The 18,950-nt window shown below is 69.5% G+C and carries 18 protein-coding genes and 1 tRNA gene; 9 read left to right on the forward strand and 10 right to left on the reverse strand.

Features of this window, described 5'->3' with window-relative positions; all coding sequences use genetic code 11:
• Nucleotides 1-7 precede the first annotated feature (7 nt).
• Entirely contained in the window at nt 8-2,194 is a 2,187-nt protein-coding gene (locus AC07VM_RS02180; RefSeq protein ID WP_494909837.1) for an MMPL family transporter, read from the forward strand.
• A gap of 40 nt (nt 2,195-2,234) precedes the next feature.
• Nucleotides 2,235-2,307: transfer RNA gene (locus AC07VM_RS02185), tRNA-Arg, on the forward strand.
• Between the two features lie 83 nt (nt 2,308-2,390).
• On the opposite strand, the gene AC07VM_RS02190 is transcribed toward AC07VM_RS02185, so the two are convergent.
• The 3 genes from AC07VM_RS02190 to AC07VM_RS02200 form a co-directional block, all read right to left on the reverse strand.
• Nucleotides 2,391-2,888: an HNH endonuclease gene (locus AC07VM_RS02190; RefSeq protein ID WP_267415467.1), complete on the reverse strand. Its 498-nt coding sequence runs from the start codon at nt 2,886-2,888 to the stop codon at nt 2,391-2,393.
• A gap of 309 nt (nt 2,889-3,197) precedes the next feature.
• Nucleotides 3,198-3,944 (reverse strand): M23 family metallopeptidase, encoded by a 747-nt coding sequence (locus AC07VM_RS02195; protein WP_267415468.1) that lies wholly within the window; start codon nt 3,942-3,944, stop codon nt 3,198-3,200.
• Nucleotides 3,945-4,304: 360 nt separating this feature from the next.
• Complete coding sequence (locus AC07VM_RS02200) at nt 4,305-5,006, reverse strand: iron-dependent transcriptional repressor DtxR (RefSeq protein WP_267415469.1); 702 nt, start codon at nt 5,004-5,006, stop codon at nt 4,305-4,307.
• A 100-nt stretch (nt 5,007-5,106) separates the two neighbouring features.
• Between AC07VM_RS02200 and serC the strand changes: the two genes are divergently transcribed.
• The gene (serC, locus tag AC07VM_RS02205) at nt 5,107-6,219 is read left to right on the forward strand and encodes a phosphoserine transaminase (protein WP_494909838.1); all 1,113 of its coding nucleotides are present in this window, start codon (nt 5,107-5,109) and stop codon (nt 6,217-6,219) included.
• 10 nt (nt 6,220-6,229) lie between these two features.
• Here serC and AC07VM_RS02210 read toward each other — a convergent pair whose 3' ends face one another.
• Both AC07VM_RS02210 and AC07VM_RS02215 read right to left on the reverse strand, forming a co-directional pair.
• Nucleotides 6,230-6,868, reverse strand: coding sequence for a DUF3027 domain-containing protein (locus tag AC07VM_RS02210; protein WP_494909839.1), 639 nt, complete (start codon nt 6,866-6,868; stop codon nt 6,230-6,232).
• A complete protein-coding gene (locus AC07VM_RS02215; protein WP_047522525.1) occupies nt 6,852-7,232 on the reverse strand; it encodes a cold-shock protein in 381 nt (126 codons plus the stop codon). The genes AC07VM_RS02210 and AC07VM_RS02215 overlap by 17 nt, the downstream gene beginning before the upstream one ends.
• 117 nt (nt 7,233-7,349) lie before the next feature.
• Between AC07VM_RS02215 and AC07VM_RS02220 the strand changes: the two genes are divergently transcribed.
• The 3 genes from AC07VM_RS02220 to AC07VM_RS02230 are packed head-to-tail and all read left to right on the forward strand — an operon-like array spanning nt 7,350 to nt 11,026.
• Nucleotides 7,350-7,625, forward strand: coding sequence for a multidrug ABC transporter ATPase (locus AC07VM_RS02220; protein WP_267415477.1), 276 nt, complete (start codon nt 7,350-7,352; stop codon nt 7,623-7,625).
• A gap of 10 nt (nt 7,626-7,635) precedes the next feature.
• The gene (locus tag AC07VM_RS02225; protein WP_494909840.1) at nt 7,636-9,348 is read left to right on the forward strand and encodes a helicase-associated domain-containing protein; all 1,713 of its coding nucleotides are present in this window, start codon (nt 7,636-7,638) and stop codon (nt 9,346-9,348) included.
• A 37-nt stretch (nt 9,349-9,385) separates the two neighbouring features.
• On the forward strand, nt 9,386-11,026 hold the full coding sequence (locus AC07VM_RS02230; RefSeq protein WP_267415480.1) for a DNA repair helicase XPB: 1,641 nt from the start codon (nt 9,386-9,388) through the stop codon (nt 11,024-11,026).
• Between the two features lie 24 nt (nt 11,027-11,050).
• Here the strand turns inward: AC07VM_RS02230 and AC07VM_RS02235 are convergent, their stop codons facing one another.
• Nucleotides 11,051-12,097 carry a CPBP family intramembrane glutamic endopeptidase gene (locus tag AC07VM_RS02235; protein WP_494909841.1) on the reverse strand — a complete coding sequence of 349 codons (1,047 nt, stop codon included), beginning with the start codon at nt 12,095-12,097 and terminating at the stop codon, nt 11,051-11,053.
• A gap of 163 nt (nt 12,098-12,260) precedes the next feature.
• On the opposite strand from AC07VM_RS02235, the gene AC07VM_RS02240 reads away from it, so the two are divergent.
• From AC07VM_RS02240 to AC07VM_RS02250, 3 genes are all read left to right on the forward strand, one after another.
• On the forward strand, nt 12,261-12,953 hold the full coding sequence (locus AC07VM_RS02240; protein WP_017828926.1) for a response regulator transcription factor: 693 nt from the start codon (nt 12,261-12,263) through the stop codon (nt 12,951-12,953).
• A gap of 61 nt (nt 12,954-13,014) precedes the next feature.
• Nucleotides 13,015-14,715 (forward strand): sensor histidine kinase, encoded by a 1,701-nt coding sequence (locus tag AC07VM_RS02245; RefSeq protein ID WP_267415482.1) that lies wholly within the window; start codon nt 13,015-13,017, stop codon nt 14,713-14,715.
• A 159-nt stretch (nt 14,716-14,874) separates the two neighbouring features.
• Nucleotides 14,875-15,162 (forward strand): WXG100 family type VII secretion target, encoded by a 288-nt coding sequence (locus AC07VM_RS02250; RefSeq protein WP_494909842.1) that lies wholly within the window; start codon nt 14,875-14,877, stop codon nt 15,160-15,162.
• Between the two features lie 88 nt (nt 15,163-15,250).
• Here AC07VM_RS02250 and groL read toward each other — a convergent pair whose 3' ends face one another.
• The 4 genes from groL to AC07VM_RS02270 form a co-directional block, all read right to left on the reverse strand.
• A complete protein-coding gene (gene groL, locus AC07VM_RS02255) occupies nt 15,251-16,870 on the reverse strand; it encodes a chaperonin GroEL (RefSeq protein ID WP_267415484.1) in 1,620 nt (539 codons plus the stop codon).
• A 123-nt stretch (nt 16,871-16,993) separates the two neighbouring features.
• Nucleotides 16,994-17,572, reverse strand: coding sequence for a LytR C-terminal domain-containing protein (locus AC07VM_RS02260; RefSeq protein ID WP_494909843.1), 579 nt, complete (start codon nt 17,570-17,572; stop codon nt 16,994-16,996).
• A gap of 79 nt (nt 17,573-17,651) precedes the next feature.
• The gene (locus AC07VM_RS02265; protein WP_267415485.1) at nt 17,652-17,909 is read right to left on the reverse strand and encodes a DUF3263 domain-containing protein; all 258 of its coding nucleotides are present in this window, start codon (nt 17,907-17,909) and stop codon (nt 17,652-17,654) included.
• A 9-nt stretch (nt 17,910-17,918) separates the two neighbouring features.
• Entirely contained in the window at nt 17,919-18,908 is a 990-nt protein-coding gene (locus AC07VM_RS02270; RefSeq protein ID WP_494909844.1) for a DUF2332 domain-containing protein, read from the reverse strand.
• Nucleotides 18,909-18,950: the final 42 nt, after the last annotated feature.

Genomic DNA, 18,950 nt, shown 5'->3' on the forward strand with positions numbered 1-18,950 from the left:
GAACCCGATGTCCCGCCCTGACACCGCCCCGATCCCACCCACCAGGGAGCGCTCACGCCGACACTCCTGGGTGCGTGTGCTCCTCCCGGTGGCACTGATCCTGGTGTGGCTGGTCGGTGCGTCGCTGGGCGGACCGCTGTTCGGCAAGGTCGACGAGGTCTCCTCGAACGACCAGACGACCTACCTTCCCGAGTCGGCCGCTGCGACCGAGGTGCAGCAGCTCCTCGGCGAGTTCAACGACAGCGACGCGATTCCCGCCATCGCGGTGTTCACCTCCGACGACAAGCTCACCGCGTCGGAGCTCGACGCGATCTCGGACGCCGTCGCGGACGCCCCGAGTGTGGAGGGTGTGGGTGACGACGTCTCGCCCGCGCTCGCCTCCGATGACGGCAAGGCCGTCCAGGCATTCATCCCGATCGAGGGAGACGCCGAGCTGTCCGATGCGACGGCCGCTCTCGGCGACGAGCTGCGCGCTGCGGTCCCGGACGGCGTCACGGTCTATATCACCGGACCGGCCGGATTCAGCGCCGATCTGGTCGCCGGATTCGCCGGCATCGACGGGCTGCTCCTCGGCGTCGCGCTCCTCGCCGTGCTCGTCATCCTGGTGCTGGTCTACCGCTCGTTCCTGCTGCCGCTCGTCGTGCTGTCGACGAGTCTGTTCGCGCTCTGCGTGGCCCTCCTCGTGGTCTGGTGGCTCGCGAAGTTCGAGATCCTGCTGCTCAGCGGGCAGACGCAGGGCATCCTGTTCATCCTCGTGATCGGCGCAGCGACGGACTACGCCCTGCTCTTCGTCGCGCGGTTCCGGGAGGAGCTGCGCGTCGCGCAGGACAAGGGGACCGCGGTCATCGCGGCGTGGAAGGGGTCGGTGGAGCCGATCGCGGCCTCGGGCGGCACCGTGATCGCGGGACTCCTCTGCCTGCTGCTGAGCGACCTCAAGTCGAACAGCACCCTGGGCCCGGTCGCGGCGATCGGCATCGTGTTCGCGATGCTCTCCGCGCTGACCCTGCTCCCCTCGCTGCTGCTGCTCTTCGGCCGCGCGGTGTTCTGGCCGCGGCGCCCGCGCTTCGAGCCCGAGGTGGTGGCGGAGGAGCACGGCATGCGCACGACCGGGCTGTGGGCCCGACTGGCCGGCCTCATCAAGCGGCGGCCGCGGGTGATCTGGATCGTGACCACGCTCGTGCTCCTGGCCGGCGCCGCAGGGATCACCCAGCTCGACGCGAACGGTGTCCCGCAGTCCGACCTCGTGCTCGGCGCATCGGAGGCCCGCGACGGGCAGGTCGCGCTCGGCGAGCACTTCCCGGGCGGATCCGGCAGCCCGGTGTACGTGGTCGTCGATCAGGACAAGCTGCAGGACGCCGCCGACATCCTCCTGGCGAACGACGGCGTCGACACCGTGTCCGTGACCGCCGCGGATTCGCCCAGCGGCACGGCTCCCGTGACCGCGGACGGGATCACGGCCGTCGGCCCTCCCGGCACGCCCGTCCCCGATCCGACCACGGTCGACGGCGACGTGCTCCTGCAGGGGACGCTGACGGATGCGGCCGACTCGGAGGCCGCCGCCGCCACCGTGCGCGAGCTGCGCAGTGAGCTCACCGATGTGAAGGCCCTCGTCGGAGGCGTGACCGCGACGTCCATCGACACGAACGATGCGTCGATCCACGACCGGAACCTCATCATCCCGGTCATCCTCGTGGTGATCATGTTCATCCTGATGCTGCTGCTGCGCTCGATCCTCGCACCGGTGCTGCTGATCCTGACGACAGTGCTGTCCTTCGGCACCGCGATGGGGGTCTCCGCGCTGGTCTTCAACGGGATCTTCGCGTTCCCCGGAGCCGATCCGGCGGTGCCGCTGTTCGGCTTCGTGTTCCTGGTCGCGCTCGGCATCGACTACAACATCTTCCTCATGACGAGGGTGCGCGAGGAGTCCAAGGCGCACGGGACCAGGGAGGGGATCCTGCGCGGCCTGTCGATCACCGGAGGGGTCATCACCTCGGCGGGACTCGTCCTGGCAGCGACCTTCGCGGCGCTGTCGGTGATTCCGATCCTGTTCCTGGTCCAGCTGGCGTTCATCGTCGCGTTCGGCGTGCTGCTCGACACGTTCATCGTGCGGTCGCTGCTGGTGCCGGCGCTCACGTACGACATCGGCAAGGCGATCTGGTGGCCCTCGAAGCTGTGGCGTCGCGGGCTGGACTGAAAAGCGGCGGCGTGCGCCCGGTCGCTTAGACTGGACGCACGCCCTCGTAGCTCAGGGGATAGAGCAGCCCTCTCCTAAAGGGCAGGTCGCAGGTTCGAATCCTGTCGCGGGCACGACGTCGAAGAGGGGCCGCCCGGAGGGTGGCCCCTCTTCGACGTCTCAGGCTCCCGTCAGCGGGCCCCCGCCGGCCCGAGGCTCAGGCGGCCAGCGCCAGGTACGGCTCCCATCGGGGGTCGCTGCGCTCGGTGCCGCGCACGGTCCAGGCGGTGCCGTGGGGCGGACGCGGAGTGAACCGCAGCTCCCAGCGCATCTCCTGCGGGGTGCGGTTGCTCTTGACGTTGTTGCAGCGCAGGCAGCAGGCGACGAGGTTCTCCCACGAGTCCGCTCCCCCGCGCGAACGCGGCAGCACATGGTCGATCGTGGATGCCGCCTTGCCGCAGTAGCCGCAGCGGTGGTTGTCGCGGCGGAGCACGCCTCGACGCGTGACCGGCACGCGTCTGCTCGTCGGCACCCGGACGTACCGGGCGAGGATGATGACCGCCGGGCGATCGTAGACGCCGTGGGTGCCCCAGACGGGGTCTTCCTCCACGCGTTCGATCACGGTCGCCTTGTCGTTCATCACGAGGACCAGGGCTCGCTTGAACGACACGATCGCAAGCGGCTCGTATCCGGCATTCAGGACCAGTGTGCGCATTCGTCATCCTCTCGATCCGCCGGGACGGCTTCCCGGCACTCTCGACTTACACGAGGTCGCGCAGGAGGAAGAGCGATCGCGGGGACGAAAAAAGGCGCCGTCTAAAGACAGCGCCTTTCGCGCACGGCAACGCCGTGGCTTCCCTGCGGGCTATGCAGAAGGACGTGACGACCGAGGGCATCCATGGTTCGGATGCTCGATATTCGCTCCATCTGCCTCTCCCACCTGTACGACAACGGGATCAGGCTAACCCATCTCCCTGGGTGCAGGGCGAAACGGCGGGTGAATGGAGGAAGGCGTGTCCGGGAATCAGCCGGCGTTGACGGAGAGCCAGGACATGGGCTCGACGAGTCCGCCGTTGATCCAGACCTCGAAGTGGAGGTGGTTGGCGGTCGAGCGACCGGTGCTACCGACGTAGCCGATGAGCTGTCCGGCGGCGACCGTCTGACCGGCCTGCACCTGGCGCGAGCCGTAGATCATGTGACCGTAGGTGGTCTGCACGCGCTGACCGCCCACGACGCTGTCGAGCATGACGCACACGCCGTAGCCGCCGATGCTCTCGGCCGATGCCCGGACGACGCCGGCCGCGGCCGCGTAGATCGGAGTGCCGGCAGGAGCGAGCATGTCGGCACCGTTGTGTCCGCCGCCCACGGTGCGGCTGACGTTCCAGGAGCCCATCGGAAGCGGGTACCGCACCTCGCCGGAACCGGGCGAGGTGAGCGCGTAGCCCGCGGAGTTGAACTGCGCGCCCGCCGATGCGGTAGACGCGGCGGCGGCGGCGCGGGCTGCGGCGGCCTCTTCGGCCTTCTTCTTCGCGATCTCCTCGGGAGTGGTCGCGCTGAAGGTGCTGCGGCTGAGCGGGGCGGCGGTGGCCTGCGAGGCCACGACGAGAGACTGTGCGTCCACGGCAGCGAGCTGCTGCAGGGTGGTGGCGGCTTCCTCGGTCGGCTTCGACGATGACGCGAAGGCCGGGAGGGCGATACCGGCGACGAGTGCACCGACGGCCCCGAAGATGGCGATGGAGCGGAGTGGCTTGACGGCCTTGCGAGCGTTCACGCGCGCACCGGTGCGGCGGGCGGGTACTCGGTCTTCAGATGTCTTCTTCGCGGGCGGTTCGATGTCTGCGGCCAAAACGTGGTCCTCCTGGGCCTTCACGCTTTCGGGTAGCGCTGGCTCGTCGGCACTCTGCTCTCGTGGCACGAATGTATCTCGGGTACTTTGTGCGTTCCTGCCGTGAAGACGACGAGCCTGGAAGGCGAATCTTCGCGGTGTGCCGGCAGCGGGCTTCTTCGCTGACGACTCGACCGAGGTTACCGGAAGATAACGATCATGTCACCCCGGGAACCTGACAATCCTCGGAGAGGCCGGAGCACGGTCACGTGAGAGCCGGCCTCGGAGGCAGGATTCCGCGGCGGATCAGGCCGGTTCGCCCACGAGGAAGATGTGCGAGGCGAGCTCGACCGGGAGCTCGAGTCCGTCTTCCTTGCCGTCCATCTGGATGAGGACGTAGCCCTCACTGAAGCGGAAGTCGCCGTGGGCACCGGGAACCACACCGGCCTCACGAAGCTGCTCCAGCAGCTCGGGGTCGACCTGCGCGGGCTCGGCGAGACGGCGGACCGTGCCCTCCACGGGCGCACCCGCGGCGTTCAGTCGCTGCACGAGGCCGATGACGCCCTCGTCGAAGGTGCGCGCCGGCAGGTCTCCGAGCTGGTCGAGTCCGGGGATCGGGTTGCCGTACGGGGATTCGGTCGGGTGCCCGAGCAGCTCGACGAGTCGGCGCTCGACCTGCTCGCTCATGACGTGCTCCCAGCGGCAGGCCTCTTCGTGCACGAACGCCCAGTCGAGTCCGATGACGTCGGACAGGAGGCGCTCGGCGAGGCGGTGCTTGCGCATGACGTCGACGGCCTTGCGGCGGCCGGCATCGGTGAGCTCGAGAGTGCGGTCCTCGGAGACGATGACGAGTCCGTCGCGCTCCATGCGACCCACGGTCTGCGAGACCGTCGGGCCGGAGTGGCCCAGACGCTCGGAGATGCGGGCGCGCAGCGGCACGATGTTCTCCTCCTCGAGCTCGAGGATGGTGCGGAGATACATCTCCGTGGTGTCGATCAGATCGGTCATGTGCAGGCCCTCCGAGGTTCTTAGGCAAGCCTACATTCCCGGAGGGACATCGGATCGTCGCCCGGCAGGCGAAGCCCCGCGCGCCCCCTAGAATCGACGCATGGCGATCGAGATTCCCCGTGACCTCCTGCCCGCTGACGGCCGTTTCGGCTGCGGTCCCTCGAAGGTGCGCCCGGCGCAGCTCGAGGCGCTGTTCGCCTCGGGGTCCACGATCCTCGGCACGTCGCACCGCCAGGCGCCGGTGAAGAACGTCGTCGGCAGCGTCCGCGAGCAGCTCGCCGCGCTCTTCCGCATTCCCGAGGGCTACGAGATCATCCTCGGCAACGGCGGCTCGACCGCGTTCTGGGACGCCGCAGCCTTCGGCCTCATCGAGCGTCGCAGCCAGAACCTGGTGTTCGGCGAGTTCGGCGGCAAGTTCGCGGCCTCCGCCGCCGCCCCGTGGCTCGAGGCACCCGACGTGCGCAAGGCCGAGCCCGGCTCCCTCACCGCCGCCGAGGTCGTCGAGGGCGTCGACGTGTACGCCTGGCCGCACAACGAGACGTCGACGGGCGTCGCCGCACCGATCCAGCGCGTCGACGCGGACGGCGCTCTCACCGTCATCGACGCGACCAGCGCCGCCGGCGGCATCGACTTCGACGCGACCCAGGCCGACGTGTACTACTTCGCTCCGCAGAAGAACCTCGGCTCCGACGGCGGGCTGTGGTTCGCCGCGGTGTCCCCCGCCGCCGTCGAGCGCATCGAGCGCATCGCCGCCTCCGGCCGCTACATCCCGGAGTTCCTGAGCCTCAAGAACGCGGTCGACAACTCCCGCCTGAACCAGACGCTGAACACCCCGGCACTGACGACCCTGCACCTCCTCGACAGCCAGCTGCAGTGGATCCTCGACAACGGCGGCCTCAGCTGGGCGGCGGCCCGCACGACCGAGTCCTCGTCGATCCTGTACGACTGGGCGAAGGCCTCAGCGGTCGCGACCCCGTTCGTCGTGGACGCCGCGCACCGCTCCCCCGTCGTCGCGACGATCGACTTCGACGACAGCATCGACGCCGCGGCGATCGCGAAGACCCTGCGCGCCAACGGCATCGTCGACACCGAGCCGTACCGCAAGCTCGGCCGCAACCAGCTGCGCGTGGCGACCTTCGTCTCGATCGAGCCCGAGGACGTGCGGCAGCTGACCCGCTCGATCGACTACGTGCTGGAGAACCTGGGCGGCTGAGCGCCCCGGCTCACTCCTCTTCGTCGACCTCGCCGGCGTCCGCATCCCGGACGTCGGCGTCGTCGTCTTCCGCGTCGTCGTCTTCGGCGTCGTCCTCGTCGGAGTCGTCCTCGTCGTCGGACTCGTCCTCATCGGAGTCGTCGTCATCGTCGGATGCGTCGACGTCGAGCTCGTCGATGTCGACGCCGTCGAGATCACCCGCGTGCAGGATGTCCGCCTCGCCGTCATCGAGGTCGTCGTCGTCATCGTCGAGTGCTTCTTCGTCGTCACCGAGAACGGCGTCCTCGACCGACGTGTCGCCATCAGCGGCCGCGGCTTCCGCGAGCTCGACCTGGTGCGCGCGGTACTCGGCCAGGCGCTCCGCCCAGGGCACCCACTCGGGCGCGAGCAGCGCGCCCTCGCCGGGGAGAAGCTCGACCTCGAGCACCGTCGGCTCCTCGTCGTCCACGCGGGCGACCGTCACAGTCCAGTACCAGCCGGGGTAGCCGGGGAGACGGTTCTCGAAACGCAACGAGACCGAGCCGTCCTCCTCGGGAAGGTAGCCGGCGGCCGGACCGATGGAGGACGCGGGAGTGATCTCGCGCAGGGCAGCAAGGGCGAGATCGTGGGCGTCGAGGAGACGCGCGTCGGCGTCAGGCTTCGAGGTCATCAGCGACCTTGCGCAGGACGGCCGCGATCTTGCGGCCGTGTCCGGAGGAGGGGTAGCGCCCGCGGCGCAGATCCCCGCCGATGCCGTCGAGGAGCTTCACGAGATCCTCGACGATGATCGCCATGTCGTCTGCGGGCTTCCGCTTGGCCTTCGACAGGCTGGGCGGCGCCTCGAGCACGCGCACGGACAGCGCCTGCAGCCCGCGCTTCCCGTCGGCCACGCCGAACTCCACGCGTGCACCGGCCTTCACCGCGGCGCCGGCAGGCATCGCGGAGGCGTGCAGGAAGACGTCCTGGCCGTCATCGCTGGCGATGAAGCCGAAACCCTTGTCTTCGTCGTAGAACCTGACCTTGCCGGTGGGCATGGGAGAACCTCGCTGAGATCTGTGTGCAGAACGGTGGACGCGCTCGTGCGCGTCCTCTCCAGCCTACCGGTCGCAGGCCGCACGGATCAGAAGCCCAGTGCGAGTAGGCTGAGGCGGATGAGCACGCACAATTCCGAACCGGAGGTTCCCATCCGCCGGCTGGATCGTATCCTGGCGTTCACCGCGCTCGGAATCGCCGCAGCATCCGTGGTGTGCTTCTTCGCGATCATCATCGGCACGGCACTGGGCATGAATCAGGACTCGTTCGGCGAGGGCGCCTGGCCTTTCATCGCCGCGATCCCCTACTGGGGGCTTCCGCTCGCCTTCCTGATGATCATCGCGCTGCTGACGATGAGCTTCATCCGAAAGGGCCGCGCGTCTTCGCGTTCGTGAGGCATCGGCGATGAGCACTCACGCACGACCGCTGGCGGATTGGCTGGCGGCCGCGCGCGACGACGAGCTGCTCAGCCTCCTCTCCGCACGCGGCGTACGACCGGATGCCGGGTGGCAGGACTTCTTCGACGCCGCCGAGTCCCTGCTCGATCCGGCGTCTCTGGCCAGGCTCCTCCCCTCGCTCACGGCGGCGGAGGCGAGGGCGCTGCTCGACGCGGTGTCGGGCGGAAGCGCCGGCCCCGAGCAGGAGCAGCTGATCGCCCTCGCACTCCTGCGCCCGGACGGCACACCGTATCCGCCCGTGGTCACGGCCCTCGCCGGACGCACCGCGCCGGAACCTCCGCCGGGGCCGGAGACCACGCGTGTCTCCTCCGAGACCGCCTCCGCCCACGCCGCGGAGCGTGCGTTCACGACCGTCGCCGTGCTCGCCGACCTGCTCCTCATCACGCGGGAGCGCCCGTTCGCGCTACTGATCGGCGGAGGGGTGAGCTCCGGTGAGAAGCGCCAGCTCGCCGAGTCGGGTGTCGCGGTGGACCTCGTGGACACTCTCGTCGCCGTCGCGCTCCAAGCGGGGCTGGCGGTCACCGCCGAGCGTCGGCTGCGCTCGAGCCGATCCGCGGAGGACTGGCTGCGCTCGTCGGCCGTCGAACGCTGGAGCGTGCTCGCCGCCTCGTTCCGCGACGCGCTTCCTCGCGGCGTCCGCTCCCCGGACGGCGGATGGATCCCCCCGGAGCAGTGGCCCCTCGCCCATCCCTGGGACCCGTCGTGGCCGGAGCGGTCCCGCACGCTGCACGAGGCGGCGCGACTCCTCGGTCTGATCGCGGAGGACGGCACCGAACCGGAGTGGGCCGCCGGGTTGCGCCGCGGAGACGCCCCCGACGCCGGTGCACTCGCTCGCCTGCTGCCGACCGAGGTCGACCGGATCTTCCTCCAGAACGACCTCACGGCGATCGCCCCCGGTCCGCTCGAGCCCGCCCTGGACGTGCGGCTCCGCACGATCGCGGCCCGCGAGTCCGCGGCCCAGGCCTCGTCGTACCGTTTCACCTCGGAGTCCGTGGCACATGCGTTCGTCGCGGGCGAGACCGAGCAGTCGATCCTCGACTTCCTGGGCGCCATCTCGCTCACGGGCATCCCACAGCCGCTGGGCTATCTGATCGGACAGACCGCGCAGCGGCACGGGCTCGTCCGCGTCTCGACCGATGAAGAGACAGGCCGCACGAGGATCGAGAGCTCCGACCCTCACCTCATCCAGGCGATGGCCGTGGACCAGTCGCTGCGTCCGCTCGCGCTCAGCGCGCACGTCGAGTCGCTCACCACCCGCGTGAGCCGCGAGACGGTGTACTGGGCGCTCACCGACGCCCGGTACCCGGCGACGCTCGTCGACTCCGACGGCGCCCTCGTGATCCGTGAGCGCCACCCGGCACCGCCGGCGGCGTCCCCGAGCACCGGCGCACCCGACCTGTCGTCCCTGATCGCCCGACTGCGCTCCCACCAGGGGCCCGACGCCGATGCCGCCTGGCTGGATCGGGAGCTCGAGGCCGCCGTCCGCGCGAAGTCCGTCCTCCAGGTCACCGTCGGGATGCCCGACGGGTCGACGAGGGAACTCCTCCTGGAGGCGACCGGCATGGGCGGTGGCCGCCTCCGCGGACGGGATCGTGCGGCCGACGTCGAGCGCACCCTGCCGGTGTCGAGCATCCTCGCAGCCACGATCGTCGCGCCGTAGGGCCCGATGCCTCGCGCGACCGGTAAACTGGTCAGCTATGTCTGATGGCCCCCTGATCGTCCAGAGCGATCGCACCGTGCTGCTCGAAGTCGCCCACGCCGACGCGGAGAGCGCGCGCCATGAGCTCGCCATCTTCGCCGAGCTGGAACGGGCGCCCGAGCACATCCACACCTATCGGATCACGCGGCTCGGGCTGTGGAACGCACGCGCTGCGGGACACACCGCCGAGGACATGCTGGAGACGCTGGACCGCTGGTCGCGTTTCCCGGTGCCGCCGTCGGTCGCGGTCGACCTGCGCGAGACGGTGAACCGCTACGGACGACTCGTGATCGAGCGCGACGACGAGGGCACGCTGATCCTGCGCTCCTCCGATCCCGCCGTGCTGACGCAGGTCGCCCACAACAAGCGCATCCAGCCCCTGCTGATCGGGCACCCGTCCCCGGAGACCTTCGTGGTCGACGCCTGGGCGCGCGGGCAGATCAAGCAGGAGCTGCTGAAGATCGGCTGGCCGGCGGAAGACCTCGCCGGCTACACGCCGGGGACGCCGCACGAGATCGACCTCGCCGAGGACGGCTGGCAGATCCGCCCGTACCAGCAGGACGCGGTGGACGCCTTCTCGAAGGACGGCTCGGGTGTCGTGGTTCTCCCCTGCGGCGCGGGCAAGACGATCGTCGGCGCCGGAGCCATGGCCGCGACCAAGACGACCACGCTGATCCTCGTCACGAACACGGTGTCCGCCCGCCAGTGGCGCGACGAGCTCCTCAAGCGCACGAGCCTGACCCCAGAGGAGATCGGCGAGTACTCCGGCCAGGCCAAGGAGGTCAAGCCGGTCACGATCGCGACGTACCAGATCCTGACGGCGAAGCGGAAGGGCGAGTACGCGCACCTGGCGTTGCTGGATGCTCTCGACTGGGGACTCATCGTGTACGACGAGGTCCACCTGCTCCCGGCTCCCGTGTTCAAGCTCACCGCCGACCTGCAGGCCCGCCGTCGCATCGGTCTCACGGCGACCCTCGTGCGCGAGGACGGCCGCGAGGGCGACGTGTTCAGCCTGATCGGTCCGAAGCGGTTCGACGCCCCGTGGAAGCAGATCGAGGCGCAGGGGTTCATCTCCCCCGCCGCCTGCTACGAGGTGCGCGTCGACCTCCCGCCGAGCGACCGGCTCGAGTACGCGGCCGCGACCGACGACGAGCGGTATCGCCTCGCGGCATCCGCTCCGGCGAAGGTGCAGGCCGTGCGCGAGCTCATCGCCAAGCACGAGGGTGAGCGCATCCTCGTGATCGGGCAGTACCTCGATCAGCTCGAGTCGCTGTCCGAGGCGCTGAACGCACCCCAGATCACCGGCGCGACCCCGGTCGACGAACGCGAGGAGCTGTACCGCGCCTTCCGTGAGGGCGACATCTCGCTGCTCGTGGTCTCCAAGGTGGCGAACTTCTCGATCGACCTGCCCGAGGCATCCGTCGCCATCCAGGTGTCCGGATCGTTCGGGTCGCGTCAGGAGGAGGCTCAGCGACTCGGTCGCCTCCTGCGACCGAAGCAGTCGGGCCACACCGCGAGCTTCTACACCCTCGTCGCACGCGACACCATCGACCAGGACTACGCGCAGAACCGCCAGCGCTTCCTCGCCGAGCAGGGCTACAGCTACACGATCATGGATTCGGACGCGATCGCCGCTTGATGCCCCGGCGCGCGGCCGACCGTCTCAGCCGCGCAGCACGGGATCCAGGTGATGGGTTCCGTGCGCACCGCCGACTGCCGTCCCCGTGGGGAACGCGACGCTCGCCGTGCGCGCGACTCCGAGGCGGCCCGCCCACCGATCGGCGAGCAGCGCGTAGACCACCATCGCGAGAGTCGAGGCCAGCAGGTCGACGGGCGTGCCCGAGGTGGCGTTCGCGTCGACGAGCTGGACGGAGCCGAGCAGGAAGATCAGCACGTTGTTGACGATGTGCAGGGAGATCGCGGCTTCGAGGCCTCCGGTGCGCCAGGTCAGCCAGGCGGCGACGATGGCGAACACGCCGACGCTCGCCGCACCCCAGACGTCGTAGCCATGCCCGAGCACGAACAGCGGGACGGGCAGCAGGATCGCGAAGGCCGGATGGCGCAGCCACCCACCGACCAGCTGCATCAGATATCCACGGAACACGTACTCCTCGGCCGCCGCCTGGAACGGGATCAGCAGCAGCACGAGAAGCACCATGATCCAGAGACCGGGGTGCGAGAAGTCGGGCGCGATCGTCTCGCCGACGGCCGCGGACCACCCCAGGACGACCGCGAAGTAGACGACGAAGACCGCGAGGGCGAGCAGCAGGCTCTTCCCCAGCCAGCCCATCCGGAGCCTCCCGGTGACCGAGGACAGCAGTCCGACGCCGCGCCCCTCGATCAGGCGGGAAGCCACGAGCAGAGCGGGGATCATCAGGATCAGCGGCAGCACCAGGGCGACGAGGAGCCAGGGCCGTTCGAGGTCGAAGTACTGCGCGGTGGTGAGGAGGGTCTGCAGCTCGGCGTCCCCGCCGGGGACGAACATCGCCACGATCACCAACGGCACGATCAGCAGGAGCATGATCGCGACGTAGAGCGCGATACCGACGAGCCCGGTCACGATCATCCGCCACCAGCGATACCGCGGGCGCAGGCGCGCGAGACGGTGGTACGCCACCTGCTCGGAGGGTGGCGGCGTGGTCGGGGTGTCGACGGGTGCGGGGGCGGCGACGGGTGCGGGGGCGGCGATGGCGTCCTCGTTCGAGCTCATGAGACGATCCTCGCGTGTCCGGCTGTGTGGCGCATCCGCCCGCGGGATGATCGCCGTTCCGCCGCGCACGGAACACGGCTGCGACCCGCCTCGGGAACGGCGACTCCGCGCCGTTCCGCACAATAGTCAGCATCCGCATGGCCGAAGTCACCATAATGGGGACATGACTGCTCCGCGCATCCTGGTCGTCGACGACGAACCCAACATCCGCGACCTGCTCTCCACGGGTCTCAGCTTCGCCGGATTCCAGGTGAAGACGGTCGCCAACGGCGCCGCCACGATCTCGGCCGTCCTCGAAGAGGAGCCGGACCTGATCATCCTGGACGTCATGCTCCCCGACATGAACGGGTTCAGCGTGACCAAGCGCCTCCGCGGCGCCGGCTTCACGGCACCCATCCTGTTCCTGACCGCGAAGGACGGCACCGACGACAAGATCGAGGGCCTCAACGCCGGCGGCGACGACTACGTCACCAAGCCGTTCAGCCTCGACGAGATCGTCGCCAGGGCCCAGGCCATCCTCCGCCGCACGATGCAGGCCGACGAGGAGTCCATCATCCGTGCCGGCGAGCTCTCCATGGATCAGGACACCCACGACGTGCACGTCGGCAAGGAGCCGATCGAGCTCAGCCCGACCGAGTTCAAGCTGCTGCGCTACCTGATGCTCAACCCGAACCGGGTGCTGTCGAAGGCGCAGATCCTCGACCACGTCTGGGAGTACGACTTCAACGGCGACGCCGGCATCGTCGAGAGCTACATCTCGTACCTGCGCCGCAAGATCGACCCGCACACGGAGGAGTCGCTGATCCAGACCAAGCGCGGCTTCGGCTACATGCTCAAGGTCGGCAAGACGGTCTGACGACCACCGCACCATCATCGACAGCGCCTCGGGGCGGAGTCGGCGCACCAGGGAGGACCGCATGGCGCACAAGCCCGATGCGGTCACCAGCTGGTGGCGTCGCATCAGCCTTCGGGCGAAGGTCACCGGCGTGACGGTCGCCGTGCTCGCGCTCGGCCTCCTCGTCGCCGGCATCGGCACGGTCCCGCTGCTGCGCAACGCCCTGGTCGAGAACATCGACACGCAGCTGCCCGCCCTGGTGTCCAGCGACCTGGTCGACCGCTACTTCGACACGGCGAACGTGGACGGGGTCACCACCTACACCCCGCGTGACGAGCAGCCGCGGGACTTCTCGTTCGCCATCTACGACGCGGAGGGCGCGCTCCGTGCGACCGCGCGGGGCACCGCCGGCGACGCCCCCCTGTTCCCCGCCGAGTTCACGCTCGCCGAGGCCAACGCCAAGACCGACCAGGTCCTGCAGATGTACGGGTCGGACGGCGAGGTGTTCCACGCCGCCGTCGCCGTCATGGGCTCGGAGGGCGGCACCATCCGCATCCAGCTGGTCGCGATGCCGCTCGCCCCCGCAGACCGCATCATCAGTCAGTACTTCGGGATCTACATCACGATCGCGCTGATCACGATCCTCGTCGCCGCGCTCCTCACCCGCGGACTCGTCACGCTGACGTTCCGCCGACTGGGACAGGTCGAGGCGACGGCGATGTCGATCGCGGCCGGCGACTTCCGACAGCGCCTGACCGATCTCGAGCCGACCACCGAGGTGGGCCGCCTGAACGCGGCGATCAACACGATGCTCGATCGCGTGGACCGCTCGCTCGCGCAGCGCGACCGCACGGTCCAGCACATGCGGCGGTTCATCGGCGACGCGAGCCACGAGCTGCGCACACCGCTGGTGAGCGTGCGCGGCTACGCGGAGCTGTACCGGATGGGCGCGATCAAGGGCGAGGAAGACACCGCCAGGGCCATGGAGCGCATCGAGAAGGAGGCCATCCGGATGGGCGTCCTCGTCGAGGACCTCCTCGCCCTCGCCCGGCTGGACGAGGAGCGCGAACCGGAGATCGTGCCGCTGGACCTCCGTCCGATCGCCAGGGACGCCGCCCTCGACCTGCGCGCGGCCGCCCCCGGCCGGACGGTCACGGTGATCGACCGCACCGTCGAGGCCATGGCACCCATCCCGCTCCGGGAAGCGCCCTCCGCCGATCCCCAGCCGTCGACCCCTCCGGCACCGCGCGGGCTGTCCCGCACAGCCCTCTCGCGCCTGCGTCGTCGCCCCCGTCAGCAGCAGGAGCAGGCACCGGCGATCGACTTCACCGAGATCCCGGACATCCCCGTGCGTACCCCTCCGATCGTGCTCGGCGAGGAGAACAAGGTACGTCAGGTCGTCACGAACCTGCTGGGGAACGCCCGCCGCTTCTCGCCCGAGGACGGACCGATCGAGATCGTCGTCGACTCCGACCGCGTGCTCGGCACGGGATCGATCGCGATCGTGGACCATGGCGAGGGCATCCCCCCGCAGATCCGGGAGCAGATCTTCGAGCGCTTCTGGCGTGCCGACACCTCTCGCGCGCGCGAGACCGGCGGGTCGGGACTCGGCCTCGCGATCGTCGCCTCGATCGTCAAGGCGCTGCACGGCAGCGTCGCGGTCTCCGAGACTCCCGGGGGCGGCGCGACCTTCACGGTGACGCTCCCCCTCGCTCCCGCCCGCGCCACCCCCGAGCACCTTCTCGAGGACACGCAGCCGTTGGATCGGCTGGAGCTTCCCTAGCTCCGTCCGCTCGCCGAGGGGCTGAGCCGACGGCGGGGTGCTTCTGCACGGCCGCCGCGGCTTTCCGGTTCCGCACAGCGGGCGCCGGCCGGCCGCACCGTGCGGAGCGTCGGCTGTCGCGCACGCCTAGCGTCGGAAGCCCAACGAGAAGGAGTCCACATGTCCGTCTTCACCGTCGACACCGAGGCCGTCCACGCGGCGCACGGCGCGACCCGCGCCACCATCGAGCGACTGCAGACCGAGTCCGCGACGCTCATGGCCCAACTCCGCCAGCTGCAGACGACCTGGGTCGGAAACGCGTCGAACGCGTTCCAGGGATGCGCCGAGCAATGGCAGGGAGCGCAGCTGCACGTCGAGCAGGTCCTCGACTCCATCGGCACGTCGCTGGGGTCCGTGGCCACGCAGTACGCGGATGCCGACCAGTACTCGGCCAGCCTGTTCCACTGACGGCACCACCCGCACCCGCCCACAGGCACCCCGATCAACGCAGAACGCCCCTGGCCGGAGCCAGGGGCGTTCTGTCATGTGCGATGGATCAGAAGTCCATGCCACCCGACGGGTCGCCGACCGGAGCGGACGACTTCTCGGGCTTGTCCGCGACGACGGCCTCGGTGGTGAGGAACAGCGCCGCGATCGAAGCAGCGTTCTGCAGCGCGGAACGGGTCACCTTGGCGGGGTCGATGATCCCGGCGGCGAACATGTCGACGTACTCGCCCGTGGCCGCGTTGAGGCCCTGGCCCGCGGGGAGCTCGGAGACCTTGTTCGCGACGACGCCCGGCTCGAGACCGGCGTTCAGCGCGATCTGCTTGAGCGGAGCCTCGATGGCCACGCGGACGATGTTCGCACCGGTCGCCTCGTCACCCGTCAGCGTCAGGCCGTCGAGGGCCTTCGTGCCGGACTGGATCAGCGCGACGCCACCACCGGGGACGATGCCCTCTTCGACGGCTGCCTTCGCGTTGCGGACGGCGTCCTCGATGCGGTGCTTGCGCTCCTTGAGCTCGACCTCGGTCGCGGCACCCGCCTTGATGACGGCGACGCCACCGGCGAGCTTCGCGAGGCGCTCCTGGAGCTTCTCACGGTCGTAGTCGCTGTCGGTGTTCTCGATCTCGCGACGGATCTGCGTGACGCGACCCTCGATCTGCTCGGCTTCGCCGGCACCCTCGACGATCGTGGTCTCGTCCTTGGTGACGATGACCTTGCGTGCACGACCCAGGAGGTCGAGCGTGGCGTTCTCGAGCTTGAGGCCCACCTCTTCGGTGATGACCTGGCCGCCGGTGAGGATCGCGATGTCCTGCAGCTGCGCCTTGCGACGGTCGCCGAAGCCGGGAGCCTTGACGGCGACCGACTTGAAGATGCCCTTGAGCTTGTTCAGCACGAGCGTCGCGAGAGCCTCGCCCTCGACGTCCTCGGCGATGATGACGAGCTCCTTGCCGTCCTGGATCACCTTGTCGACGATGGGCAGGAGGTCCTTGATGTTGGAGACCTTCTGGTTCGCGATGAGGATGTACGGGTCCTCGAAGACAGCCTCCTGGCGCTCCGGGTCCGTGACGAAGTACGGGTTCAGGTAGCCCTTGTCGAAGCGCATGCCCTCGGTGAGCTCGAGCTCGGTGCCGAACGTCTGCGACTCCTCGACGGTGACGACGCCTTCCTTGCCGACCTTGTCGATCGCCTCGGCGATGAGCTCGCCGATCGCGGGGTCTGCAGCGGAGATGGACGCCGTAGCGGCGATCTGCTCCTTGGAGTCGATCTCCTTGGCGCTCGAGAGGAGCTCCTCGGTGATCGCGGCGACGGCCTTCTCGATGCCGCGCTTGAGCGAGATGGGGTCGGCGCCGGCTGCGACGTTGCGCAGACCCTCGCGGACCAGAGCCTGAGCGAGGACCGTGGCGGTGGTGGTGCCGTCACCCGCGACGTCGTCGGTCTTCTTGGCGACCTCCTTGACGAGCTCCGCACCGATCTTCTCGTACGGGTCGTCCAGCTCGATCTCCTTGGCGATGGAGACACCGTCGTTCGTGATCGTGGGGGCGCCCCACTTCTTCTCGAGGACGACGTTGCGACCGCGCGGGCCGAGGGTCACCTTGACCGCGTCGGCGAGGATGTTGAGGCCGCGCTCGAGGCCGCGGCGGGCCTCCTCATCGAAAGCAATGATCTTTGCCATGAGTTTTTTCGTCCCTCCTGGACGTAGACGTTGGGTTTAGCACTCAGAGTGAGAGAGTGCTAACGCCATTCTGGCACTCGACACCTTCGAGTGCAAGCCGCCGGATACGGAGGCGCCGCGAGGTCAGGAGGCCGGAGTGTCGGCGGGCGTCGGCGGCGCGGAGGTCGATCGGTCGAGCCCGATCACGACGGTGAACTGCTTCTGCCCGTCCTCGGTCTGGCCGGAGTAGTAGTCGCTCTGCTGCACGGCAGCACCGTCGAGGAGATTCGCCAGGCCGATGGCCGCCAGCTCGTCCTCGTCGTTCACGTAGAAGACCGTCGTGGTCGGGAAGTCCGTGCTCGAGCTGTCACCGGCCAGGACGTCGTCCGACGCCCAGCCGTTGTTGATCAGGGTCTCGCGCATCTGGGTGTCGAGGCCCTCATCGGGTGTCCCGTTCAGGATGATGACGGAGATGCTGGGGTCGACCACACCCGTCTCGACGGGGGTCGGGACGGGGGTCGGCGCCGCCTCGGGGAACAGTGAGACGCGGCCCATGACGACCAGGGAGCCGAAGATCCCGGCGATGATGAGCACGAGAGCGGCCACGAAGGACCACAGCAGCACGACCCAGCCGTTCATGCCCGGGGCCTCGGCACGGTGCGCGCCCACGCGTCCGGAGGAACGGGGGACGTCATCGAAGCGATCGCGGGTGGGCTTTGACACCCCTCGATGCTAGCGGCACGCACCTGTCAATCCGTTCCGCGGCGCGAGTGCGAGCGGTCCTGGCGCGACTTCGGGTCGATCAGCCGACGAAGCCGGGCATCCGCGACGTGCGCCGTGCTGCGCGGGAATCGCGGATCCGACGCAGCCTGCGCACCAGCATCGGGTCGTACTCGAGTGCGGCGTCGGACTCGATCAGCCGCCCCAGCAGCTGGTAGTAACGCGCGGCGCTCATGCCCAGCTGGGCGCGGATGACCTCCTCCTTCGCCCCGCCATGACGCGGCCAGGCCGTTTCGAGGGCGAGGATCGCGCGATCGCGCTCCGTCAGGTCTCCGAGCATGGGTCCAGGTTAGGACGCGTCGGCGCGGAGAGCCGCTCGCCACTCCCACCAACGCCCGAGCGGATCCGCCGCCGCCCGGACGTGCCCGTCGATCGACACGACGAACCCCGGCCAGTCGTCCCCGACGCGCGGTTCCCACACGTCGAGGAGCCGCGGCGGATCGATCGTGATCCAGTGCCCGGGAAGGCCCGAGATGCGTGCGATCAGGGCTTCGCGCTCGGCGCGCGGGATGTGCACGAGCACACCGGGCGTCGTGACGACGAGCGTGGCACCGGCCGGGGCCTCGGCCGCGAGCGCGTCGAGCTGCACCGAGGCATCGCCGCGGACCAGCAGCGGCGGATCAGAGGCGGCGATGTCGAGCGCGGCGTCGATCCGCTCCTCCCGGCCGGCCTCCCCCGGCCAGACCAGCCCCCGCAGCCACCGCCGGTCGCGCTCCGACGTCGCGTCGAGCGGGGCGAGGTCGATGCCCGCGCGCCAGACGACATCCGGCATCCTCAGAGGGGGAAGGGCGCCCGTCACCCGGCTCTCCAGAACCACGGCGGACATCCCGTCCGCCGGATCGAGACCGGCACGGAGCCCGCCGTGCTCATCCGTGAAGCGGTAGGAATAGCGATCGGGGTAGAGGCAGAGCCCGGCGGACGCCCCGATCTCGAGCAGCGCGATCGGTCCCTCGATCTCGGTGAGCACCGGCAGGAGCGCTGCCAGGCGCAGCGGCTCGTTGGTCTGCAGCGAGCGCTCCGTGCATTCCGCGACGATCTCGTCCGCATGCCGGAGCACGAAGCTCCGCCAGTGCGGGTACCCCACGAGCCCGACTCCGAGCAGCCGGGTCACCGCGAACACCAGGGGCGGCTGCCGCCTCGACTCGGGGATCCGCAGCAGGACCCGCCGCACGGCGATGTCGTCGGCGACCCCCGCTGCCCAGTCCGCGTACAGCGCGCTCCGGCCCGGCGCCTCCTCGCGGGCGAATCGTGCGTAGCGCTCCTGCACAGCGTCCGTCATCCGTCCATTCTGACGCGGCGCACCCGGCACCCCGTCACAGGA

This window comes from Microbacterium sp. GW821-FHT01D02 (genome assembly GCF_059422585.1).